This is a genomic window from Shewanella sp. 433 (assembly GCF_059338565.1).
In genome coordinates, this window is the sequence record NZ_CM181703.1 from 549,819 (window position 1) to 574,175 (window position 24,357).

General features: G+C 50.0%; 21 protein-coding genes. 13 read left to right on the forward strand and 8 right to left on the reverse strand.

Features of this window, described 5'->3' with window-relative positions; translation table 11 throughout:
• Window positions 1-207 precede the first annotated feature (207 nt).
• The gene (gene envZ / locus AC5YB1_RS02600; protein ID WP_494520601.1) at window positions 208-1,518 is read right to left on the reverse strand and encodes a two-component system sensor histidine kinase EnvZ; all 1,311 of its coding nucleotides are present in this window, start codon (window positions 1,516-1,518) and stop codon (window positions 208-210) included.
• Window positions 1,519-1,553: 35 nt separating this feature from the next.
• On the reverse strand, window positions 1,554-2,279 hold the full coding sequence (gene ompR, locus AC5YB1_RS02605) for an osmolarity response regulator transcription factor OmpR (RefSeq protein WP_494520602.1): 726 nt from the start codon (window positions 2,277-2,279) through the stop codon (window positions 1,554-1,556).
• Window positions 2,280-2,651: 372 nt separating this feature from the next.
• On the opposite strand from ompR, the gene greB reads away from it, so the two are divergent.
• The 3 genes from greB (at window position 2,652) to AC5YB1_RS02620 (ending at window position 7,874) form a co-directional block, all read left to right on the forward strand.
• Complete coding sequence (gene greB / locus AC5YB1_RS02610; protein ID WP_110458468.1) at window positions 2,652-3,137, forward strand: transcription elongation factor GreB; 486 nt, start codon at window positions 2,652-2,654, stop codon at window positions 3,135-3,137.
• Between the two features lie 196 nt (window positions 3,138-3,333).
• The gene (locus AC5YB1_RS02615; RefSeq protein ID WP_494520603.1) at window positions 3,334-5,670 is read left to right on the forward strand and encodes a Tex family protein; all 2,337 of its coding nucleotides are present in this window, start codon (window positions 3,334-3,336) and stop codon (window positions 5,668-5,670) included.
• A 203-nt stretch (window positions 5,671-5,873) separates the two neighbouring features.
• A complete protein-coding gene (locus AC5YB1_RS02620) occupies window positions 5,874-7,874 on the forward strand; it encodes an LTA synthase family protein (RefSeq protein ID WP_494520604.1) in 2,001 nt (666 codons plus the stop codon).
• A gap of 89 nt (window positions 7,875-7,963) precedes the next feature.
• Here AC5YB1_RS02620 and AC5YB1_RS02625 read toward each other — a convergent pair whose 3' ends face one another.
• Together AC5YB1_RS02625 and bioH are read right to left on the reverse strand one after the other, a co-directional pair.
• A complete protein-coding gene (locus AC5YB1_RS02625; protein ID WP_494520605.1) occupies window positions 7,964-8,467 on the reverse strand; it encodes a hypothetical protein in 504 nt (167 codons plus the stop codon).
• A 63-nt stretch (window positions 8,468-8,530) separates the two neighbouring features.
• Window positions 8,531-9,307 (reverse strand): pimeloyl-ACP methyl ester esterase BioH, encoded by a 777-nt coding sequence (bioH, locus tag AC5YB1_RS02630; protein WP_494520606.1) that lies wholly within the window; start codon window positions 9,305-9,307, stop codon window positions 8,531-8,533.
• Between the two features lie 3 nt (window positions 9,308-9,310).
• Here bioH and AC5YB1_RS02635 point away from each other — a divergent pair, with 3 nt between their 5' ends.
• Window positions 9,311-10,078 (forward strand): ComF family protein, encoded by a 768-nt coding sequence (locus AC5YB1_RS02635; RefSeq protein ID WP_494520607.1) that lies wholly within the window; start codon window positions 9,311-9,313, stop codon window positions 10,076-10,078.
• 168 nt (window positions 10,079-10,246) lie between these two features.
• Here the strand turns inward: AC5YB1_RS02635 and AC5YB1_RS02640 are convergent, their stop codons facing one another.
• The 4 genes from AC5YB1_RS02640 to hslR all read right to left on the reverse strand — a co-directional run bounded on the left by AC5YB1_RS02640 (window position 10,247) and on the right by hslR (window position 14,883).
• Window positions 10,247-11,455, reverse strand: coding sequence for a dicarboxylate/amino acid:cation symporter (locus AC5YB1_RS02640; protein WP_494521566.1), 1,209 nt, complete (start codon window positions 11,453-11,455; stop codon window positions 10,247-10,249).
• A 420-nt stretch (window positions 11,456-11,875) separates the two neighbouring features.
• Window positions 11,876-13,417: a phosphoenolpyruvate carboxykinase gene (locus AC5YB1_RS02645; protein WP_494520608.1), complete on the reverse strand. Its 1,542-nt coding sequence runs from the start codon at window positions 13,415-13,417 to the stop codon at window positions 11,876-11,878.
• 199 nt (window positions 13,418-13,616) lie between these two features.
• The gene (hslO, locus tag AC5YB1_RS02650; protein WP_494520609.1) at window positions 13,617-14,477 is read right to left on the reverse strand and encodes an Hsp33 family molecular chaperone HslO; all 861 of its coding nucleotides are present in this window, start codon (window positions 14,475-14,477) and stop codon (window positions 13,617-13,619) included.
• A gap of 13 nt (window positions 14,478-14,490) precedes the next feature.
• Entirely contained in the window at window positions 14,491-14,883 is a 393-nt protein-coding gene (gene hslR / locus AC5YB1_RS02655) for a ribosome-associated heat shock protein Hsp15 (protein ID WP_494520610.1), read from the reverse strand.
• Between the two features lie 280 nt (window positions 14,884-15,163).
• Here hslR and gspC point away from each other — a divergent pair, with 280 nt between their 5' ends.
• The 9 genes from gspC to gspK all read left to right on the forward strand — a co-directional run bounded on the left by gspC (window position 15,164) and on the right by gspK (window position 24,271).
• The gene (gene gspC, locus AC5YB1_RS02660; protein ID WP_494520611.1) at window positions 15,164-16,084 is read left to right on the forward strand and encodes a type II secretion system protein GspC; all 921 of its coding nucleotides are present in this window, start codon (window positions 15,164-15,166) and stop codon (window positions 16,082-16,084) included.
• A gap of 25 nt (window positions 16,085-16,109) precedes the next feature.
• On the forward strand, window positions 16,110-18,227 hold the full coding sequence (gene gspD, locus AC5YB1_RS02665; RefSeq protein WP_494520612.1) for a type II secretion system secretin GspD: 2,118 nt from the start codon (window positions 16,110-16,112) through the stop codon (window positions 18,225-18,227).
• Window positions 18,220-19,791 carry a type II secretion system ATPase GspE gene (gene gspE / locus AC5YB1_RS02670; protein ID WP_494520613.1) on the forward strand — a complete coding sequence of 524 codons (1,572 nt, stop codon included), beginning with the start codon at window positions 18,220-18,222 and terminating at the stop codon, window positions 19,789-19,791. The genes gspD and gspE overlap by 8 nt, the downstream gene beginning before the upstream one ends.
• A gap of 3 nt (window positions 19,792-19,794) precedes the next feature.
• The gene (gspF, locus tag AC5YB1_RS02675; RefSeq protein WP_494520614.1) at window positions 19,795-21,015 is read left to right on the forward strand and encodes a type II secretion system inner membrane protein GspF; all 1,221 of its coding nucleotides are present in this window, start codon (window positions 19,795-19,797) and stop codon (window positions 21,013-21,015) included.
• Between the two features lie 71 nt (window positions 21,016-21,086).
• Window positions 21,087-21,521 (forward strand): type II secretion system major pseudopilin GspG, encoded by a 435-nt coding sequence (gene gspG, locus AC5YB1_RS02680; RefSeq protein ID WP_110458313.1) that lies wholly within the window; start codon window positions 21,087-21,089, stop codon window positions 21,519-21,521.
• A gap of 15 nt (window positions 21,522-21,536) precedes the next feature.
• Complete coding sequence (gene gspH, locus AC5YB1_RS02685) at window positions 21,537-22,115, forward strand: type II secretion system minor pseudopilin GspH (RefSeq protein WP_494520615.1); 579 nt, start codon at window positions 21,537-21,539, stop codon at window positions 22,113-22,115.
• A gap of 62 nt (window positions 22,116-22,177) precedes the next feature.
• On the forward strand, window positions 22,178-22,549 hold the full coding sequence (gene gspI, locus AC5YB1_RS02690) for a type II secretion system minor pseudopilin GspI (protein ID WP_494520616.1): 372 nt from the start codon (window positions 22,178-22,180) through the stop codon (window positions 22,547-22,549).
• Entirely contained in the window at window positions 22,530-23,270 is a 741-nt protein-coding gene (gene gspJ, locus AC5YB1_RS02695) for a type II secretion system minor pseudopilin GspJ (RefSeq protein ID WP_494520617.1), read from the forward strand. The genes gspI and gspJ overlap by 20 nt, the downstream gene beginning before the upstream one ends.
• Window positions 23,271-23,272: 2 nt before the next feature.
• Entirely contained in the window at window positions 23,273-24,271 is a 999-nt protein-coding gene (gene gspK, locus AC5YB1_RS02700; protein ID WP_475515576.1) for a type II secretion system minor pseudopilin GspK, read from the forward strand.
• Window positions 24,272-24,357 lie beyond the last annotated feature (86 nt).

Consider the following 24,357-nt stretch of genomic DNA (forward strand, 5'->3'; position numbering starts at 1 on the left):
CGCGACATAGAGCTAAATTCTAAGTCAGGGTAAGACTCAAGCCCTGCGATAAGAGAGGCAGCCCAAGGTGAGTTCTCGGCTTTAGCTAGGGTGGGAGCGTTGCGGTGAATAAATCCTGTTATCGTGATTAAACCCTATCCTAGCCGCCGATTGGTTGGTGATATTTTAAGCCTAACAGGCATCGCTGAACGGTCACCGAGGATATCGTTATTCTAAGGGGAGCCACACTTGGGCATGTAGGCCACCTTCGTGGCGATTGGTGAGTAGGATCTGCCCTTGATGACGGTCGACAATGCGCTTGATGATAGCCAAGCCTAAGCCCGAGCCGACACTGCCTCTGGCGCTATCTCCTTGGGTAAAAGGTTGAAATAAATTGGGGATATGCTCAAGCGGAATACCCGGTCCGTTATCTTCTACGCAAAAACCAACCCGCTTAGCCTCGGCGCAGGAGCTGATTTTGACCCAGCCATTACCGTAGCGAAAGGCGTTTTCGACTAAGTTGGCAATCACCCGTTTAATGGCCACGGCCTGCATGGGGACATCGGGGCAGGGCTGTAGATCTAGGATTATCTCTCCCTCACGATTTGACTCGGCATTGGCCACATCTTCAAGCAGAGCGTTAATTTGCCCTGGATCTCGGTTGCTTTGCTGATCTTGGCGAATATAGGCGATAAATTGATTGATGATGGCATCCATATCTTCAATGTCGTGCACTATGCCCTCTTTGAGGTATTCATCTTGCTCGGCCATCATCTCGGTGGCGAGACGGATACGGGTGAGTGGCGTGCGCAGATCGTGTGAGATCCCAGCCATTAACAGCGCGCGATCTTGCTCAAGCTGCTGCATGCTGCGCGACATCTGGTTAAAGGCGTTGGTTACCTCGATAATTTCGGTCGAGCCGCTGGGCGGCAAGGGGCCGGGGTAGTCGCCACGCGAAACCGCAATAGCGGCTTTTTGCAGCCGCTTTAACGGCTTGTTTTGCTTGCGGGCAAACCACCAACCGCCGGCGACACTGAGGGCGCCAATCACAATTAAATACAGAGTTAATGGCGATAAGCCAAATTCGTTAAAGCCTGTTAGCGGTACCTTTATCCATACCGACGGGGCTTGCGGTGGACGGATCCACACCTCAAATTCTTGACCTTGGGCGATGCGCACTTCGGCTTTACCGCCTAAATGTTCTGACATCTGCGATGACAACAAACTGTAATAGACGGCGCGGTCGATCCCCGCTTCTCGTGCTTGTTTGGGATTGTATATCTGCATGCCATCATCGCGAACTTTGGCGTTGAGGGCATCGACAATGGTTAAGTGCTCACGCCCCACATCAATACCATCGACAAACAGCAGCTTTACCTGACGGGCGATGAGTTGGTTGATCTGTTGGTAAGTTGGTTGAATAAAATAAACCGCCACCGACAGATAAGACACCAGCTGATTGACCAGCAGCAAGGAGCCAATCAGTAGTACCGTTTGGCTAAATGCGCTGCGGGGCAGCAGCCGTTTTAGCCATATCATTGGATGAGTCGTATCTGTGCTGGTGTGAGCATAGCTTAGCGCCGCGCGGCCCCATCGGGCACAAACACATAGCCAAGCCCCCATACGGTTTGGATATAGCGTGGGTTAGCGGCATCTTTTTCAATCAGGCGGCGCAGGCGTGACACTTGCACATCGATAGAGCGCTCTAACGCCGAGTAATCGCGGCCTCGGGCGAGGTTCATCAGTTTGTCTCGCGACAGGGGTTCTCTGGGGTGACTGACCAAGACTTTAAGCACGGCAAATTCACCACTGGTGAGCGAGATGGCTTCTTCGCCGTGATGCATTTCGCGCGTGGCTAAATTAAGGGTAAATTCACCAAAGTTGATCACTTCCTCTTGTTGCGTCGGCGCGCCGGGAACTTCTGGAGTCTGACGGCGCATCACCGCTTTAATGCGGGCTAAGAGTTCACGCGGATTAAACGGCTTGGGCAGGTAGTCATCGGCGCCCAGTTCTAGGCCGATAATGCGGTCGACTTCGTCGCCTTTGGCGGTCAGCATCACAATGGGGATGGTATTACCTTGCTGACGCAAGCGGCGGCAGATAGATAAACCGTCTTCACCGGGCAGCATTAAATCGAGCACTAAAAGGTGGAAGTTTTCCCGTTCGAGTAATCTGTCCATCTGCTCGGCATTCGCGGCACTTCTAACCTGATAACCTTGCTCCATCAGGTAACGCTCTAGTAAGGCTCTGAGCCTCATATCATCATCGACGACGAGAATTTTAGAGGTTTCTTGTCCCATGCTTGTATCCCTTATTGGCGCAGTATGAGTGACTCATTCAGTTACTCAACTCGCTGATATTAATTATTAATCTTATATGCTTGCTTAATATAGCTGTTTTGCTGTTTAAATGACTAGCGAGATTTTTATTTGCTCACGCTATCTGCTTGAGCCTATTCAGATAGAGTTGCTTATAATTAGCTGATATTTAGATAGATTGTTACTAACTCACCCGTCGCTATGAAATTGTAACCAAATTGAAGGGGCGGCAGCATATCCCGCGTAAGCCCCTTGTGTTCTCTGTCGCTCGCTAGGTATCATCTGGCCATTGACGGTGGTATCCCGACTAAAATTGAGTGATTAAGCTAAATGCAGAATAAATCCAGTAATGATATGAAAGCTATGTTGATCACCCGTGAAGGGTGGCAAGCACTCGATAGAGAGCTTAAATACCTGTGGAAAGAGTATCGCCCAGAGATCACCAAAAAGGTGCAGGAGGCGGCTGCGCAAGGTGATCGTAGTGAGAATGCCGATTACACTTACAACAAAAGACTATTAAGACAGATAGATAGCCGAGTTCGCTACCTAGTAAAGCGGGTGGAAGATCTTAAAATCGTCGACTATTCGCCCCAACAAGAGGGTAAGGTCTTTTTTGGTGCCTGGGTTGAGCTCGAAAACGAGGCTGGAGAGGTGGTGCGCTATCGGATTGTCGGTAAAGATGAGCTCGACACTAAGCTGGGCTATATCACCATCGACTCGCCAATGGCGCGGGCGCTAATTGGTAAGCAGGTCGATGACGAAGTGGTGGTCAGCACGCCACAAGGCGATAAAGTCTGGTATATCAATAAAATCCAATACCAACCATTTGAGGCGCAGTAACCCCTGAGCCACAGCGATAACCCCAAAGTGCAGGTTATCGCCAGTTTTAGCCATTAAGCGCTCACGCTTGTGGTAAAGCCAAAGCCTGTTTTCGCAGGCTTTGGTGGTTTTTGCCGAGCCAACACCGTACAACTTAGTCAACGGCTGTGGTATCTTTGGCGACACGAAATCTACCAATTTAGGCTCGATATATTCTATGCAAAATATTGCACAAACCATCGCTCAAGAGCTCAATGTTCGTGAGCAGCAAGTGACAGCAACAATCACCCTATTGGATGACGGCGCCACGGTTCCTTTTGTGGCGCGCTACCGTAAAGAGGTCACAGGTGGTTTAGATGATACCCAGTTGCGTACCTTATATACGCGTTTAGGCTATTTACGTGACCTAAATGATCGCCGTAAGGTGATTTTGTCGAGCATCGACGCCCAAGGCAAACTGACGCCAGCTTTGCTGGCGGCCATTAATAACGCCGACAGTAAAACTCGCCTAGAAGATCTCTATCTGCCTTATAAGCCTAAGCGTCGTACCAAAGGGCAAATTGCCATCGAAGCGGGTATCGAGCCTTTGGTTGATCAACTATTGCAAGACCGTCAGGCCAATATCGACGCCGTTGCAAGCCAATATATTAATAGTGACGCCGGCTTTAGCGATGCCAAAGCCGTGCTCGATGGCGCGCGCTTTATCTTGATGGAACGCTTTGCCGAAGATGCCGAATTACTGCATAAAGTGCGCCGCCAATTGACCCAGCAGGCACAACTTGAGAGCCGCATGGTCAAGGGTAAGGAGAAAGAGGGCGCCAAGTTTAGAGATTATTTCGAGCACAGTGAAAAGCTGACTCACATCCCCTCGCATCGCGCGTTAGCTATGCTACGTGGGCGTAACGAAGGCCTATTAAGCCTAAGCATGAACGCCGACCCAGACACAGATGGGAAACAAGGCAGTTACTGTGAAGTGATCATTAGCGACCACTTTAACCTTAAACTCGGCGACAGCGACGTTGATCAGTGGCTCAAACAGGTTGTCACTGCGACTTGGCGGATTAAAATTGCCCTGCAGATGGAAACGGAGTTTATTGCTAAGCTGCGTGAGCAGGCCGAAACCGAAGCGATTAATGTGTTTGCCCGTAATTTAGGCGACTTATTGATGGCCGCGCCTGCGGGAGCTAAGTGTACATTAGGGCTAGACCCTGGTCTGCGCACCGGGGTGAAAGTTGCTATCGTCAACAATACCGGCAAGTTGGTCGCTCACTCGACCATCTTCCCACATGCCCCACAAAACCAGTGGGAAAAGTCGATTCGTACCCTGTCTAACCTAGTTAAAATGCACAAGGTAGAGCTGATCGCTATCGGTAACGGTACTGCGTCGCGCGAAACCGACAAACTGGCCGCCGAGCTGATCGCCGCTGTCAAAGCCGATATGCCAACCTTGACCAAAATTATGGTCAGTGAAGCGGGCGCCTCTGTTTATTCGGCTTCTGAATTAGCCGCCGAAGAGTTTCCCGAGCTGGATGTGTCGATCCGTGGTGCGGTGTCTATCGCCCGTCGCCTACAAGATCCTTTGGCTGAGCTGGTTAAAATCGAACCTAAATCGATTGGTGTCGGTCAATATCAGCACGATGTAAGCCAGAGCCAATTGTCACAATCGCTTGAGGCGGTTGTTGAAGACTGTGTTAACGGCGTCGGCGTCGACTTGAATATGGCCTCCATGCCTTTATTGGCGCAGGTGGCAGGGCTTAACAAAACCTTAGCGCGTAACATTGTCGAGTATCGCGATCAGCATGGTCAATTTACTAGCCGTAAGCAGCTGTTAAAAGTGGCTCGCCTAGGGCCTAAAGCCTTCGAGCAGGCCGCCGGATTTTTACGTATTGCCGGTGGCGATAATCCACTCGATGCCAGCGCCGTGCATCCAGAAGCCTATAGCGTTGTCGAGACCATCGCTAAGGCTCAGCAACAGGCGGTTGATGCTTTAGTGGGTAACAGCGAGCTGCTTAAACAGATTGATGCTAGCCGTTTTATTACCCCAGAATTTGGTTTACCGACGTTAAACGATATCTTGAGCGAACTGGAAAAGCCGGGCCGCGACCCCCGTGGTGAGTTTAAAACTGCGGTGTTTAAAGAGGGGGTTGAGCAGGTAAAAGATCTTAAACCAGATATGATCTTAGAAGGCGTGGTGACCAATGTGACTAATTTCGGCGCCTTTGTTGATGTGGGTGTGCATCAAGATGGCCTAGTGCATATTTCATCGTTAACTGACAAGTTTGTCAGCGACCCTCATACAGTGGTGAAGGCTGGTGATGTGGTTAAAGTGAAAGTGATGGAAGTGGATGTGGAGCGTAAACGGATCAGCTTGAGCATGCGACTCGATGAAAAAGCCGCCGACAAAGCGCCGAGCACCCGCCCGAGCAATACCAAAGCTCATAAAGGCAGCCAAGGTAAATCGCCGCAAAAAAGCCAGCATAAATCGTCCCAAGCCCCAGCAAACGCGGCGATGGGCAATGCGTTTGCCGATGCTTTTGCTAAATTGAAAAAGTAATTCTCATTAAACTTTCATCATAAAAACCGAGGCTTAAACGTCTCGGTTTTTTTGTGCCCGTTGATTTGTTAAAACATTGGTGAAACATTTGTCGAACCTATTTGTTACTTTTATGTCAGAGTATTGCCATGTCGGCTTTGGGCCGATGATAAGTGCTCCGTTAGAAGGGCATCAATATTAATGACATTTTGTTTGGGAACGCTATGAGTAACAAAGCGACAACTGCTGGGCCGTTTCGTGCCATTCTCTATTTTGGATTAATTGCCTTAATCATTACCACGTTAAGCCGCATTGGTTTGGGGCTGTGGCAGACCGAACGGGTCGCCGCCGTTGAGGGGTGGTCACACCTACTCATTCAGGGATTGCGAGTCGATATTGCCACCTTGTGTTGGTTGTGGGGCGTGGCGGCCTTAGGCACGGCGCTGTTGAGTGGCGATCATTTTATTGGCCGTTGCTGGAAACCACTGTTACGAGTCTGGTTGACCTTAGGTTTGTGGTTGCTGATTTTTCTTGAGCTTTCTACCCCCTCTTTTCTTGAAGAGTATGGCGTGCGTCCCAACCGTCTCTTTGTTGAATACCTTATCTACCCTAAAGAAGTGTTGTCGATGCTGTGGACGAGCCGCAAAGGCGAAATTTTCTTAGGCCTGTTAGTGAGCAGTGTCAGTTTGTGGGGCGGCTGGCAACTGAGTGGCCGCTTATTGCGTAATGTGCAATATCCGCGTTGGTTTTGGCGTCCGGTACTGGCAGTACTGGTTATTGCAATCACCCTATTAGGGGCACGTTCGACCTTAGGGCACCGTCCACTTAACCCCGCGATGGTGGCTTTTGCCGATGACCCATTAGTTAACTCCTTAGTGGTTAACTCCGCCTATTCGTTGGTATTTGCTATCGATCAAATGTCCAATGAGGCCAAGGCATCAGCAAGTTACGGTAAACTCGACGAGCAAACCATTATCGATACCATTCGCCGTGAGAGTGGCCGTCCCCTCAGCGCTTTTAGCTCTGATACCTTGCCTAGCGTGACGTATAACCAAGCCAGTTATCAAGGTAAGCCTAAAAACCTAGTGATCATCTTGCAAGAAAGCCTAGGGGCTCGCTCTGTGGGCTATTTAGGTGGATTACCCTTAACTCCCCATATTGATGCCTTAGCTCAAGAGGGTTGGGCCTTTGATAGGCTCTATGCCACCGGAACGCGTTCGGTGCGCGGCATTGAGGCTGTGACTACCGGCTTTACGCCAACACCAGCGCGCTCTGTGGTTAAGCTGAGTAAGAGCCAAACCGACTTTTTTACCATCGCCGATCTCCTGAAATATCATGGTTATGAGACACAATTTATTTATGGCGGCGAGAGCCACTTCGATAATATGAAAAGCTTTTTCTTAGGTAATGGTTTTAGCCATATTGTCGAGGAGAAAAACTATACCGATCCTATGTTTGTCGGTTCATGGGGCGTGTCAGATGAAGATTTGATGCATCGGGCTAATCAAGAGTTCGAGCAGTTTCACCAGCAGGGCAAGCCGTTCTTTAGTTTGGTGTTTAGCTCGAGTAATCACGAACCATTTGAGTTTCCCGATGACCGCATCGAACTGTACGAGCAACCTAAGCAGACGCGCAACAATACCGCTAAATATGCCGACTTTGCCATTGGTGAGTTCTTTAAGTTGGCCAAGCAGTCCAGTTACTGGCAAGACACCCTGTTTGTAGTGGTCGCCGATCATGAAAGCCGCGTGGGTGGTGGGGCGTTAGTGCCAATCTCTCATTTTCGTATTCCGGCGGTGATTGTGGGCGAGGGCATTGCGCCTAAGCGTGATAGTCGAGTGGTTAGCCAGATTGATCTGGCACCGACCTTGTTGTCACTTATGGGAGTTTCGGCCAGTTATCCTATGTTGGGCCAAGATCTCACCTTAGCCGGCCCCAATTGGCCGGGACGCGCCTTGATGCAATACGATAAAAATATGGCGTATTTGCGTGGCGATGATGTGGTGATCTTGCAACCCGATCGCGCCCCAAGTGGCTATATTTATGATTTTGAAAATAAAAAGCTTGTCCATAATGAGCAAAGTGATGAGATGAAACAGGCTGCGCTCTCTTGGGCGTTATGGGGCAGTTTGGCTTATCAAAAGCAGTTTTATCAAACTCCGCCCCAAACTCATGAGCCAATTACCCCCACCTCACCTGCATCTGCGGCGGTGCAAGCGCCCTAATAACAGTGCGACTGACTCGAGTAAAATTTGCCCGTGTCGCTAGATGCGGGTTTTTTATGGATGTTATTTAGCTTGAATGAGAGGAGGAACTAGATATAAGTCGACAAGCCGGGTTCACTTTGGGGGAGTGTTTGGGTTTGATAAAAGCTGGCAATGTGAGCCGAGACACTTTGATAAAACGCCGGCGCCTCATTCGTCAGGCGATGAGTGCTTTTTGTTACTGCAGTAGGATGTGAAAGTTGCACATTGCGAATATCGCTGCGCGCCAGTGCCGGTTTAAACAGTAATGGTCGTAACAGCGCCGCGGTATTGGGACGTTGTTGCTGTTGTTGCTGTTGCTGTTTACCTTCATGTTGCTGCTGCCCATCGCCACCTTGCTGCTTGGGCTGCACTTTTTCATTTAGCTTAGATTGAATATGGGTCTGATCGGCAGCACGTTCATTTTGGGGGGTAAACGGGCGCTCTTCATTGCTGCGTGCTAGCTGAGGTGCGGGGACTATGGGGGGACGTTGGTGGTTTTCTACCCGCGCGCTATCGGTGGCAACATTGGTTGTCGCGATAGGTACTTGGGGATAGTTGGTCACCACTAACATTTGATAGACTCCAGCTGTAATGGCTAAATAGTAAACATTTCCCGTCAATAGTTAAAGAGATTGTTACTTTATGTTATCAAGCCAGCTCAGCACGCCGTCAGCAAAGGGCGCTGGATGAGATAAAAACGGTGCATGAGCCGCTTTGGGCAATATCAGATCTTCGATGCGGGGCGACCCCTTGGGCAGTAAGGGGAGCACTCGACGCGATACCAATCCATCTAAGCGCCCCCACACTCGCAGCCATGGCAAATCTAATGTTGCCACAGCTTGGCGTAAGTCGACGCTGCTCAACATCTGTAGCCCCTGTTTGAGGGCAAGCGCATCGGGCAAAGGTTTAGCCATGACTAAGTCGCGAAGTTGCTTGATATCTTGCTTGGCCGTGGCGCTGCCCATGGCTTGGATGGCTAAAAATCGGTCGACTAGCTTAGCTAAGTCTTGCTCGAGCTGACTGGCAAACTGGGCCAGCACCTGTGGAGCAATGCCGGGCCAAGCTTCACTGTCACGCGCCATAAAGCAGGGGGAAGAAGCTATGGTCAATAAGGCGATGACCCGTGCGGGGTAGCGTATGGCGGCTCGTGTGGCAATCAGCCCCCCCAGTGACCAACCTGCCCAGATGGCTTGCGTGGGTACTTGGGCGGCAATGGCATCGACCCAAGAGTCGATGTCGCCCGCTAAAGGGGCGCTGTCGCCAAAGCCTGGCAGGTCGACATAATGCACGCAGTAATTCTGAAAAATGGGGTGTAACGGCTGAAATACCGCGTTGTTAACGCCCCAGCCATGCAGCATGACGATAGGCGTACCTTGACCTATAGTTTGAATATGCAAGGATTGCTGACTCACAATATGCCCTCATTATTACCAAAATTACTTCGCCCACTGCTATTGCGCCGCGTCATCGCCACGTGCCAGCAATTATTGGCGACTAGTTTACCCAATCGCTGTTTGATGTGCCATCAGACAGTGGCAGCCCCTTACCGGGGGATCTGCGCCTGCTGCCTAGAGATAAGCTTGTACCAAACGCCAACGTGCTTAGGTTGTGGCCGAGCGTTATTGCTACAAAGTTGCTATTGCGGTGCATGTCAGCATAGCCAGCCGTTAGTGGTCATAGCACCGGCCAGTTATCATCAGGGGCTCGGGGATCTGGTGGCGGGCATTAAATACCGCGCCGAATTAGCGGCGCTCGATATGTTAGTGCTGTCCTTGGTTGAGCGGATTAAGCAATTACAACGCTTGGGATTAATACGCTTGCCTCAGGCGATGATTGCGGTGCCGCTGCATCCAAACCGTTTACGTCAGCGAGGCTTTAATCAGGCATGGTTAATTGCCGATACCCTTAGCCGCCAACTAGGGATCCCCTTGCTCGATAACGTGTTGGTGCGCCGGGTCGATACTCGTCCGCAAGCAGGTTTAACTGGTAAACAAAGGCGGCGTAATCTTGCCGATGCCTTTGTGTTAACGGAGCCGATTAATTATCAGCGTATCGCCCTGATCGATGATGTGGTTACCACTGGCACTACGGTGCAATCGATAGCCGAGCTGTTTGCCGCTCACTATATTCACCTGCAAGTGTGGTGCCTCGCAAGAGCCGAAGCCCCAGGGTTACTCGAGTGAGTGCATACGTGTTGGCTTACTGTGTAGTGGCAAAGATATCCTATCGCCTCATCTAACGGCGTGACGCGAGATCTCGACCGTTTGATAATGAGATAGTACCTATCAGCGGCATAAAAAAGGGCGCTGCAACAGCAGGCGCCCCTATGTATAGCTAGGTAAGCTTATCGCTTACGCTGTCTTATCTTCGGTGTATTTGTCCATGATTAACGCACAAGCGGCATCGCCAGTAATGTTGAGCGAGGTTCTGATCATGTCGAATACTCTATCTAAGGCAAACAGTAGTGGTAGGCCGTCGATAGGAATGCCTGCGGCCAGTAATACGGCAACCACTAAGAACGAAGGCCCCGGCACACCGGCTTGACCAATCGCCCCCAGCGTCGAGGTGAAGACAATCGCTGCATAGGCGGTCAGCGACAGGTCAATGCCATACATCTGCGCAAAAAACATCGCCACTAGGCCGTAATAGATAGCATTACCACTCATGTTAATCGTGGCGCCTAATGGCAGCACGAAAGAGGCAGTCGCCTTAGAGACCTTAAGCTCTTGCTCACAGGTTTCCATGTTGACCGGCAGCGTTGCCATCGATGACGCGGTCGACAGTGCCATCACCTGAGGTTTTTTCATTGCGCTAATAAATTGTTTGGCACTGACCCGAGAAAACAGCTGCACTAGTAGTGGGAAAAACACAAACCCAAACAGCAAGATAGCCACGACAAATACCGCAAATAACTTAAACACCACTTCTAGGGCATCGAAACCAAAGGTGCCGACCGAATCTGCCATCAGGCCAAATACCCCGATAGGTGCGATGATCATCACGCAGTTAATCATCCACACGAACGCATCGACTATGGTGTTAAGCACGCTCAAAATCGGTTTAGCGCCATCGCCCTTGACCTTCGTCAGTGCAATGCCGAAGAAGATGCTAAAGACCAATATTTGTAAGATGTTGCCGCCAGTGAGCGACTCAAATACATTGGTTGGGATCATGCCTATAAAGGTATCCATCACTCCCGGCAGTGCGCCATGCTCTTCGGTGACGGCCATCAGCTTACCACTGCTATGAGCGGTGAAGTCGACGCCTTGGCCGGGCTTAAACAGGTTTCCCATCACTAAGGCTAAGCTAACCGCTGCACCCGAGGTGAGAATAAAGAAGCCAAATGTGCCGACACCGATTTTACCTGCCGACGGGCTGTCGCCGAGACTGGCGGCGCCAGAAATAATGGAAACTAAGACTAGAGGTATCACTAACATTTTGATGAGGTGAATAAAGATGGTGCCTAACGGCGCAAAAATGCTCGCGTCTTCGCCCATTAAAAAGCCGACGATCGCGCCGATAAACATGGCGATCACGACCTGTACGCCGATATTACGCATGAATTGATTAGTTTTATTTGCCACTGTGGCCTCGTTTTTATCGTTATGTTGGTGAATCGATTGGGTGTAAGTAAAGCCAGCCAAGCTTTACCGCGGGAGCAGAGTCTAGCATTAGAGTCGTCATCGGGCTGTGAAATATTTCTCGGCTTGGTGAGTAAATAGCCAAATTTGACTTCAAATTAGATGTTTATTATTAAAAGTGCAATTTTAACGGGGTTAAATTGATGATTGTTCAAAATGGTGGCTATATTTAGCCCCGCGATTGATAAATCCATGATGTTGCAGGTTATGTGCGCGATATGGTGCCAATGGTATGCGCGGAGCGATATTGCTAAGGGTGAATAAATTACACGACTTACCGCGATAAAAGGTCATAAAAATGGCTCCAAGGGGAGCCATTTTTGAATCAGAGCAATGGGTTTAGGCTTTAGGGCCCGCTTGTTTTATTGCATCCGAGACATGGTATTTTATGAAATTGGCGGCAAACTCTTCGGCTAACTGCTGAGCATAACGGTTATATTCCACCGGATCTGACCAGGTATTAACGGGATTAAGCAGTTGGCTGTCGACCCCTGACACCGCGACGGGCACATCGAGGTTGAGTTTATCGATATGCTGGGTGTCGACCTCTTTTAGTTCACCGCTGACGATGGCGTCAATGATGGCGCGTGTGGTGGGGATGTCGAAACGTTTACCCACGCCGTGTGGGCCGCCAGTCCAACCTGTATTAACAAGGTAAACTTGGCTGCCAAATGATTCGATACGCTTCATCAACAGCTCGGCATACACGCCCGCTGGACGAGGGAAGAACGGCGCCCCAAAACAGGTGGAGAAGGTGGATTGAATCGCCGACGTCGAGCCCATTTCGGTAGAGCCGACTTTAGCGGTATAGCCCGACAAAAAGTGATAAGCGGCTTGCTCTTTGCTCAGCTTAGACACTGGCGGTAATACCCCTGAGACGTCACAGGTGAGAAACACCACGGCATCTGGCTCGGCGCCACAGTTGTCTACTTTGCGCTGGGCAATATGCTCCAATGGATAAGCGGCGCGGCTGTTTTCGGTTAGCTCGGTATTGTTGTAATCGGGTACGCGTTGCTCGTCTAACATGACGTTTTCAAGCACGGTACCAAAACGGATAGCATCCCAAATGACTGGCTCATTTTTCTGACTAAGATCGATACATTTGGCGTAGCAACCGCCTTCGATATTAAAGACCCCGCCAGGTGCCCAGCCGTGTTCGTCATCGCCGATGAGGAAACGCTTAGGATCGGCCGATAAGGTGGTTTTGCCGGTACCTGATAGTCCAAAAAACAGCGTGGTGTCGCCATCGACGCCGACATTGGCCGAGCAGTGCATCGGCAGTACGCCTTTGGCGGGTAAGAGGAAGTTTTGCACCGAGAACATCGATTTTTTCATTTCACCGGCATATTTAAGTCCGGCTAATAGCACTTTGCGATCGGCAAAGTTGATAATAACCGTCGCATCAGAATGGGTGCCATCACGCTCGGGGTCGCATTCGAATCCTGGCGCGTTCATGATCTGCCATACTGGTTTGTTCGCGGCGTTGAACTGCTCTGGGACGATAAACAGGTTACGAGCAAACAGTTGATGCCATGCGGTTTCGGTGGTGACATTGATCGGTTGGTAATGCTCAGGATCGGCGCCCACTTCCAGCTCAGACACAAAGGTCTCTTTATCTGACAAATAGTGGCTGACACGTTCCCAAAGGGCGTTAAAGTCGTCCATCGCGAACGGTTTGTTCACCGAGCCCCAGTCGATCTCATTTTCACTACTGGCTTCTTTAACAATAAAACGGTCGTTAGGTGAGCGTCCTGTGCGTTCGCCCGTTTTCGCCACTAAAGCACCATTGGCCGTGAGTACGCCTTCGCCACGTGCCAGTGCAAACTCAACAAGTTGCGCCGTTGAGGGGTTTTTATGAGTTTGCTTAGATCCATCCGCCATCAGTAAGGTCTCCATCTTTCTTTAGTTGGGTTGAGTGTGCCGATCTGTGCCAGCTTGTTGTTAATTTGTTGCTACTTATGGTTGTAGGCGGTCGATTGTAGCTTATGTGTAAATAAATGTGTGAGTAACATCGCGAAATAGACAAAAAATAGGGCGCCTTGCGGCGCCCTATTAAAAATCGTGTTAGGTAACAGTCAGTTTACTGCTGAATGTCAGAGTGCTGTGCATTGCTAAACAAGGCTTCAATATCGATAGAATCGAAGCTGTAGTTGCTGTTGCAGAACTCGCAGCCCATCTCTATTTTACCTTGTTCTGCCAAGATAGCGTCTAACTCCTCACGAGGAATAGTGCGTAATGCTTGGCCGCTGCGTTCGCGCGAGCAGGTGCAGCGGAAAGTCACATCGATAGGGTCGAACAGGCGCACCTCTTCTTGGTGATACAAGCGATGTAATACCTCGGTGGCTTCGAGTTCAAACAGCTCTTCGGCTTTAACTGTGTTAGTTAGTTGCTCAAGGTGTTCAAAATCTTGATTGTTTTCACTATCACCTGGCAGCACTTGCAGTAAAATGCCCGCGGCTTGTTTACCATCGGCAAATAAGCGGATAGCGGTTGGCAGCTGTTCTGACTGGTCAAAATAAAGCTCTAAACATTCGGCCAGGGTCGGACGTTCTAAGGCCACAACGCCTTGGTAACGCTCGCCATTAGCAGGGGTGAGCGTGATAACCATATGGCCTGTACCCATCAAGGTGGCGAGAGTGGCATCATCGGCTAAGTCACCATCCCAGCGTGCGACGCCGCGTAATTGCTGCAGGTTATTGCCGTTAACAACGGCCAGTGATACCGGGCCATTACCTTGTACTTGCACGCTAATATCACCATCGAGCTTGAGTGTGGCAGTGAGCAGTGATGTCGCCGCCATCAACTCGCCGAGCAGCGTTTGAATCGCTTTCGGGTAGTCGTGAGCAGATAATACCTCTTGGTAACTCTTCTCTAGTTGAACGACTTGACCACGCACATCGGCGTTGTCAAATAGGTAGCGGTTTAATGTATCTTTACTCATTTCAATCTCACAGTTAGCTTGCTTTAAAGCGTATTAGTTGACGGCGTTGCTTTTTATCCGGTTTGGTATCTGGAGCCGGATTATTCAGCACATTTAAGCGCCTCGCTTCGGCGTAAGTCTCGCGTTTGGCGATACTCTCAGGCGTCTCTTCATATAAGGTTTGGGCGATCACCGCCTGTTGGCGTTGTTCGGATACCTTGATAATGACGACTTCTTTTTCGTCATAGCCCTGACGAATTCTGACCATAGCTCCCACTTCGGCCATTTTGCTCGATTTGGTGCGTTGGCCATTATAGTGTACCTTGCCGCCATTGATCATCTCTTTGGCGATGGCTCGAGTCTTGTAAAATCGCGCCGCCCATAACCATTTATCCAGTCGGACTGAAATTTGCGGTTCAGATGCCATGGTTATAGTGTCTCCATCTAGGTAGAACAATAGATTGTGGTGCATAAAGATGGGCGAGTTCACATGCTGGATAATAACTCTCATCCTAAACAGGATGATAAGCTAATATAGCGACCCACTTCACACCCTTTATTGGTGCGTAAAGTTAGCATAATTAGCCTTTATAGGCTAATTTAGCCACTGTTATGGGCTTGTTGCCAAATGCTGTGTAGGTTAGCATGAGTCACGAGCATAAATTATCATAATCAGAACAGAGACCTGCATCGAGGGTCCGTATAATATGGATTTATTAGACAAAGTAATATCTAAGGCGAATGATATCCCCCATAAGCCGCTGAGCACGGCTGTGTTTTGGCTGGGTATGATCATCGCTATCTATCTTTTGGCGCATATCTCATGGAAGTTAGTGCCTGTTTCCCAGTCGCCACTGACATGGCAACCCACGCCGACGAATATTTCTACTTCATCTAGTTTGATTAATGTCTCAAACTTGGAAAAGTTAGCCCTTTTCGGTCAATTGGATGCCAACGCCAATAAGCCCAGTGTGGCACCTGTCGAAGAGAAAATTACCGATGCGCCAAAAACCTCGTTATCTATTCAGCTAACGGGTGTCGTGGCGTCAACCTCTGAACAAAAAGGTTTGGCGGTAATAGAGTCTGCTGGCAGTCAAAATACCTATAGTTTAGGTGACAAGATTAAAGGCACTTCGGCCTCGCTGAAAGAGGTGTATGCCGACCGTATTATTATTTCAAACAGTGGTCGCTACGAAACGCTGATGCTTGATGGGCTCAAATATGATGCGCCAAGTGAGGCCAATCAACAGTTACAGCAAGCGAAACGAGATCGCAATGTGCGTCAGGTGGATCAGCGCGATAACCAAGCGGTAGCGCAAGAGTTACAGGAGTCGCGCGATGAGCTGTTAGCCGATCCGAGTAAATTGACCGATTACTTAGCCATTTCGCCCGTCAATCGCGATGGCGAACTGCAAGGCTATCGTCTTAACCCAGGTAAGGATAGGGCGTTATTTGAACAGGCGGGATTGAAAGCTAACGATTTAGTCAAATCAATGAACGGTTACGATGTGACTGACATGAGCCAGGCACTGGAAGTGATGGCGCAGTTGCCCGAATTGACCGAGATCTCTTTGATGATAGAAAGAGAAGGTCAATTGGTTGAGATCATGTTTAGTTTGCCGCAATAAAAAAGGGTTTAGGGGAAGTCATTAAATGAATAATAAGAATATTCGCCGCAATCTCATCGCGGGTGTTGTCATGGGGGCGTCGTTATTGGCGCCTTCGCTCGCATGGTCTGAGCAATATGCGGCTAATTTCAAGGGCACAGACATTCAAGAGTTTATCAATATTGTTGGTAAAAACTTGAATCGAACCATCATCGTTGACCCAACCGTGCGCGGCAAAATTAACGTTCGCAGTTATGATTTACTCGATGATGAGCAATATTATCAATTCTTTCTTAATGTGTTGCAGGTCTATGGTTATGCTGTCGTCGAGATGGACAATAACATCATCAAAGTCATTAAAGATAAAGATGCCAAGACCTCGGCGATTCGCGTAGCCGACGACGCTAGGCCTGGCCTAGGGGACGAAATGGTCACCCGCATTGTGGCTCTGTATAACACGGAAGCGAAACAACTAGCGCCCCTGCTGCGCCAGCTTAACGATAACGCCGGCGGCGGTAACGTTGTTAACTATGACCCTTCTAACGTATTGATGATCTCTGGCCGCGCCGCCGTGGTCAACAAACTGGTCGAGATAGTGCGCCGCGTCGATAAACAAGGTGATACCGAAGTGCAAGTGGTGGCACTGGAATATGCCTCAGCGGGTGAGATGGTGCGGATTATCGACACCCTTTACCGCTCGACCGCTAACCAGTCACAGCTGCCAGGCCAAGCTCCTAAAGTGGTTGCCGATGAGCGTACCAACGCCGTGCTGGTCAGTGGCGACGAAAAGAGCCGCCTACGAGTAGTGAGTCTCATCAGAAAACTCGATGCCGAGCAAGCCACCACTGGCAATACCAAGGTGCGTTATTTGCGTTATGCCAAGGCGGAAGACTTAGTCGAAGTCTTGACTGGTTTTGCCGAGCAACTTGCCAGCGCACAAGATGGTGGAGCGCAGCCACAAGGTGGGCGTAGCAAGCGTCGCAACGAAATTAATATCATGGCCCATACCGACACTAACGCCTTGGTGATCAGCGCCGAACCCGATCAGATGCGCACCATTGAGAGTGTGATTAATCAGCTGGATATTCGCCGCGCTCAAGTATTGGTGGAAGCTATTATTGTTGAAGTCGCCGAAGGTGACGATGTTGGCTTTGGTATTCAATGGGCAACCGAAGCGGGTGGCGGTACCCAGTTTAATAATTTGGGCCCCACCATAGGGGAAATTGGCGCCGGGATCTGGCAAGCACGAGAGCAAGATGGCACTAAAGTGTGTACCGAAAATGGCACTTGTACAGAGAATCCCGCGACTCAAGGAGACATCACCTTACTCGCCCAAGCACTAGGCAAGGTCAATGGTATGGCATGGGGCGTGGCTATGGGCGACTTTGGCGCGCTGATCCAAGCGGTATCGAGTGATACCAAGTCAAACGTACTGGCGACGCCATCTATTACCACCTTAGATAACCAAGAAGCATCGTTTATCGTCGGTGATGAAGTGCCGATTTTAACGGGCAGCCAAAACTCCAGTAACGGTAACAGTAATCCCTTCCAAACGGTTGAACGTAAAGAAGTGGGGGTCAAGCTTAAAGTGGTGCCACAAATTAACGAAGGCAGCACAGTGAAGCTGACCATCGAGCAGGAAGTGTCGGGCATTAACGGTAAAACCGGTGTCGATGTGACTTTTGCTACGCGCCGTTTAACCACCACTGTGATGGCCGATTCGGGTCAAATTGTCGTGCTAGGTGGCTTGATCAATGAAGAGGTGCAAGAGAGCGTACAGAAGGTGCCTTTCCTAGGGGATATCCCCATCATTGGTCACCTGTTTAAGTCATCATCAAGCGGTAAGAAAAAGAAAAACCTGATGGTATTTATTAAGCCGACCATTATCCGTGACGGCATTACTATGGAAGGCATTTCAGGGCGTAAGTATAACTACTTCCGTGCCTTACAACTTGAGCAGCAACAGCGTGGCGTTAACTTAATGCCCAATAGCGATGTGCCAGTATTGGAAGAGTGGAATCAAGAAGATTACCTGCCACCAGAGGTGAATGACGTCTTGCAACGTTACAAAGACCGCAAAGGGTTAGAGATGCAGATGCGTGAAACCGATCCTGCACTTAAACAGATTTCTGACAATAAACAGCAAGATGCCGCCGATGAGTGATCTGCAAGCCGCTCAACATGATGAGCTAGCCCAAGTATCGAGTGAACTTGGGTTGGTCTCAGAGGCCGAATCCGATGAGGTGTTTCACTCCAACAGCCGCGAGCGTCTGCCATTTGCATTTGCGCATCGTTTTCAACTGCTATTAGCCAAAGGCGATGATGAGCGATTAATCCTGTATCATACCGAGAGCACGCCGCTTGAGGCGATGTTAGAGGTGCGCCGGTATGCGGGACAAGAGCTCGCATTGTCGACATTAGCGCCAAATGTATTTGAAGCTAAGTTAACTCAGGTCTATCAAGCCAACTCATCAGAGGCGCAGCAGCTGATGGAAGATATTGGCAACGAGATGGATCTGTTTACCCTTGCCGAAGAGCTGCCACAAACCGAAGATCTGCTCGAAGGCGATGATGATGCGCCCATTATTAAGTTGATTAATGCCCTGCTATCGGAGGCCATTAAAGAGGAAGCATCCGATATCCATATCGAGACCTACGAGAAGCAACTGGTGGTGCGTTTTCGCGTCGACGGTGTGCTCAAAGAGGTGCTCAAACCCAATCGTAAGCTCTCGTCACTGCTGGTATCACGTATTAAGGTGATGGCACGTTTAGACATTGCCGAGAAGCGAGTGCCGCAAGATGGGCGTATCTCGCTACGTATTGCGGGTCGTGCGGTGGATGTGCGAGTGTCGACCATGCCATCAAGCCATGGTGAGCGTGTGGTGATGCGTCTGCTGGATAAAAACGCTGGCAACCTTGACCTTAAACAGCTCGGCATGACAGATGCTATCCGGCATCAATTCGATGAGCTTATCCGTAAGCCTCACGGCATTATCTTGGTCACGGGCCCGACTGGTTCGGGTAAGAGTACCACTCTGTATGCCGGCTTGACCGAAATTAACTCTATCGACACCAATATCTTAACGGTCGAAGATCCCATCGAATATGAACTCGCGGGCATAGGCCAGACGCAGGTGAATACTAAGGTGGATATGACCTTCGCCCGCGGTCTGCGCGCCATTTTACGTCAAGATCCTGATGTGGTGATGATAGGTGAGATCCGTGATCTTGAAACTGCGCAAATTGCCGTGCAAGCCTCGTTGACTGGTCACATGGTGATTTCCACGCTGCACACGAATACCGCCTCGGGTGCCATCACGCGTTTGCAAGATATGGGCGTTGAGCCTTTCCTCGTCTCCTCGAGTCTGCTTGGGGTGTTAGCCCAGCGATTGATCCGCACCTTATGCCCTAAGTGTAAGATTGAGCACGTGCCCGATCAGCGTGAACGCGAACTGCTGGGGATTAGCACCGACGATCCACGCACTATCTATCGTGCCAAGGGGTGCGCCGCTTGTGGCCATAATGGTTATCGTGGCCGCACGGGGATCCATGAACTCCTGCTGGTGGATGATAAAATTCGTGAGCTTATTCATAGCGGCCGCGGCGAATTGGCGATTGAAAAATATATTCGCCAATCGATACCCAGTATTCGTCACGATGGCATGAGTAAAGTGCTTAGCGGCATCACCACCTTAGAAGAAGTGCTGCGCGTCACTCGCGAGGAGTAAGCCATGCCCGCATATGAGTACAAGGCGTTAAATGCCCAAGGCAAACAGCAAAAAGGGGTGGTGGAAGCCGATACCGCCCGCCATGCCCGAGGTCAGCTTCGCGAATTGCGCTTAATGCCACTGGAGATCACCCCTGTGGTCGACAAGGAAGCCAAGGCCAAACGCCAAGGTTTTAGCTTTAAGCGCGGTATTTCGGTGGCAGAGTTAGCCCTGATCACTCGCCAAATCGCGACTTTAGTTGCCGCCGGTTTACCTGTGGAAGAGGCGTTGAAGGCCGTTGGTCAGCAGTGTGAAAAGGATCGCCTCGCCAGTATGGTGATGGCAGTGCGCTCACGGGTAGTTGAAGGCTACAGTCTGGCTGACTCTATGGCCGAATTTCCGCATATTTTTGATGATCTTTATCGCGCCATGGTGGCATCGGGTGAAAAGTCAGGTCACCTCGAAGTGGTGCTGAACCGCTTGGCCGATTACACCGAGCGCCGTCAACAGCTGAAAAGCAAAATGACCCAAGCGATGATCTATCCTGTTGTGCTGACCGTGGTGGCCATTAGCGTCATTGCGATCTTGCTTGCTGCTGTCGTGCCTCAGGTGGTGGGGCAGTTTGAGCACATGGGGCAAGAGCTACCATGGACTACGCAATTTTTGATCGCCGCATCTGACTTTATCCGTGATTACGGTCTGTTAGTAGTTGGGGTCGTAGTGATGTTAGCCTTTGGTGCCAAGCAACTGTTGAAAAGTGCAGCCAATCGCATGGCCTTCGATAGTGCCCTGCTGAAAATGCCGGTGATCGGTCGTGTTAGCAAGGGGCTCAATACGGCGCGATTTGCGCGTACCTTAAGTATTTTAACGGCCAGCTCAGTACCACTGCTCGATGCGATGCGCATCGCCAGTGAGGTGTTGATAAACGTCAGAGTGAGAGCCGCAGTGGAACAAGCCACTGCACGAGTGCGCGAGGGTACCAGTCTTGGGGCTGCGCTGGCTAACACTAAACTTTTTCCGCCTATGATGCTCTATATGATCACCTCTGGCGAAAAAAGTGGCCAGCTCGAACAGATGCTCGAGCGCGCTGCCGATAACCAAGACCGTGAATTCGAGTCGAACGTTAATATTGCCTTGGGGGTATTTGAACCCTTATTGGTGGTCAGCATGGCAGCCGTGGTGCTGTTTATCGTACTGGCGATTTTGCAGCCGATATTAGAACTTAACAACATGATTAGTGGTTGATGCCCCAAGCATCTCCCTAGCGCGGCAGCCTAACCTTTTACTGTTAGGCATTTTTTATAGAGGATCTATTAATGCAAGTAAGAAACAAGCACAAAGGCTTTACCCTACTAGAAGTGATGGTGGTTATCGTAATTTTGGGGATCCTTGCCTCTATGGTGGTACCTAACTTGATGGGTAATAAAGATAAGGCCGATCTGCAAAAAGCGGTTTCGGATATTGTGGCGCTGGAAAATGCACTGGATATGTACCGTTTGGACAACAGCATCTACCCCACAACAGAACAGGGGTTAGAAGCCTTAATCCAAAAGCCAACCATTTCGCCAGAGCCACGCAATTACCGTGAAGGGGGTTATGTTAAGCGTTTGCCACAAGATCCATGGCGCAATGAATACCTGTTATTGAGCCCAGGTGAACAAGGCAAAATCGATATCTTCAGTGCCGGCCCAGATGGACAGCCAGGGACCGAAGATGATGTCGGTAGCTGGAATCTACAAGATTTTCAATAAGCCGAGCGAAGAGTGATGAGCCTCTTGCGCCAACGCGGGTTTACCCTGATGGAAGTGTTGCTGGTGGTGTTACTGATGGGGCTCGCGGCCTCCGCAGTGACCTTAACCATGGGCGGCACCGATCAGCAGCAGGCGCTCGATCGAGTGGCGCGGCAATTTATGGCGTCAACCGAGTTAGTGCTCGATGAAACTGTACTCAGTGGTCATTTTATCGGTATCGTTATCGAAAAAGACCGTTATGAGTTTGTGGTTTATGACGAGGGTAAGTGGCATCCGCTACAGCAAGACCGCTTGCTGGCGGCGCGCGAGATGCAACAGGGTGTGCAGCTTGACCTAATACTCGATGGTTTACCCCTGTCTCAAGAAGATGAAGAGCAAGACTCATGGTTCGACGAGCCGCTTATTGAGCCTTCCGCCGAGGATAAAAAAAAGCATCCAGAGCCGCAGGTGATGCTGTTCCCCAGTGGTGAAATGAGCGCCTTCGAGTTGGCTTTTATCAGTAAAGATGCCATGGGAAATGAGCTAGAAACGGTGGTTGTGGGCGATGCGTTAGGGCGATTAAGGTTGGGGAGAGACAATGATCTCGATAATTGATTGCCCCACTTTGCGCTCAATACTCCTATCTTGTCATTTAGCGGGCACTGCTGGGTATAAGCATGAGAATTAATCAGCAAGGGATGACATTGCTAGAGGTGATTGTTGCCTTAGCGGTGTTTGCCATCGCTGCGGTGTCGATCACTAAGAGCCTAAGCGAACAGATCGCCAACATGCCCATTTTAGAAGAGCGCACTTTGGCGCAGTGGGTCGCAAGCAACCAGATGGTCGATGTCAGACTAGTGACAGGTGCCACCGATTTAGGCAAAAAAGAGGGTCGAGTGGAGCTGGCCGACAAGACCTGGTATTGGCGCAAAGAGGTGGTTAAAACCACCGATGATAACTTTCGACTGATCCGCATCAGTGTCAGTGACGATGAGCGCTACACTCGCACCATAGCCCAGGTGAGCAGTTATGTACTTAAAGCATCATAAATTTAATCAGGGTTTTACCCTGTTAGAGATGCTGGTGGCCATAGGAATTTTTGCCATGTTGGGCTTGGCGGCTAACTCTGTGCTTAATACCGTGATGAAAAATGATATTGCCACCAAGGAGTTTGCCACTAAATTGAAATCCTTACAGCAAGGATTTGGCGCTCTCGAGCGTGATTTTGGCCAGATAGTGGCGCGCACCCCAAGGTTGCTCGAAGGCGGGCGGGGTAGCACTGTGATACAAACAGGCAGCGACTTATTTGACTCAGAGTCAGAAGCGATAGTGTTTTATCGCATTGGTTGGCTCAACCCCGATGGCCTGTTACCCAGAGGTAGCCTGCAGTCGGTGGCCTATGTGGTGCAAGATAATAAATTAGAGCGCTGGTATTTCCCCTATCCAGAGCCTGAATTTGGCGCAGAGCCCATTAAAACCTTAGTGATGGACAAGGTGTTATCGGTGGAGTACTCCTTCTTTGTTGAAAACAGTTGGCAGCGAAAAATTGATGCCACCACCCTGCCCAAGGCTATCGCCATGGAAGTTGAAGTGGAAGGGCTGGGTAAAATACAGCGTAAGTTTTTACTGCCGCTAGGCGCACAGCCCAGCAGCAGTAGCAATGATGCTGACGATAACGACAGTAATAAGGGTTATGATAACGGCGCCAACGATAACGACAATAATGCCGATGAAAATGACAATAATAACGCTCCGGACCGAGGGCTGTAAGGGTGAATAAACTGGCGCAAAAGCAGCGCGGAGTTGCCCTGATCGTGGTGTTGTTGATTGTGGCGATGATCGCCATTATCGCCACCAATATTAATGGCCGTAGCCAGATAATGGTGCGGCGTACCATTAATTTAGCCCAATATGATCAGGCTTATTGGTACGCACTTTCGGCCGAAGAGTTAGCCAAAAAGGTGCTACAACAAGATTTAGATGATGCCGACGAAGGCAAGATCCACAGGCAGCAGTATTGGGCGCAAGCCGACGTGGTATTGCCAGTGGAGCAAGGAGAGATCGCCGGGCGCATTAGCGATATGCAGGCCTGCTTTAACGTGAATGCGTTATCGATGCAGACTAAAGAAGTTGAGAATGGTCAGCCCAAATTGCCATTGCCCGCCCAGCAGTTTAAAGGGTTATTAGTGGCCTTAGGCATGGATGATTTTGCCGCCGAGCGTTTGGCGCATACGGTGAAAGATTATATTGATGAGGATAGTGTCGCCAGCCCATTTGGCGCCGAAGATGCCGATTATGAAGCGCGCACCGTGCCTTACCGCGCTGCGAATACCTTAATGAGTCATCGCAGCGAGCTGCGCGCAGTCATCGGGGTGAGCCAAGAGGTGTACCTTAAGCTAGCACCCTATGTGTGTGCTATCCCGGGTTACGATCGACAGGTATTGAATGTTAATACCATTGAGCTGGAGCATGCAGCGTTATTAGCGGGCATGTTCGACAATAAAATTAGCGTTGGTGAAGCCGAAAGTATTATTAATCAGCGCCCAAGTGATGGCTATGACAGTATCGAAGACTTTTGGGCGAACGGTTCAATCGCCAGTTTGCGTGGTGAAGAGAACTTAGCGTCCAGTTTTAGCCTAAAGAGCCAATATTTTTTGCTGCAAGCTGGCGCCAAAGTCGACAGTGCGACTTTTCGTATGGAAAGCGTGTTGCAAGTGGCCGGAAATAATCAGTTAGCTGTGTTGACGCGCCAATATGGTGGTCAACGATAATGGCCTTGCTGGGGCGTTAACCCTCGACGGCCAACTAGCCTAATACCCATAATGAATGCGATTGAGATAATACAAGTTTATTTTGC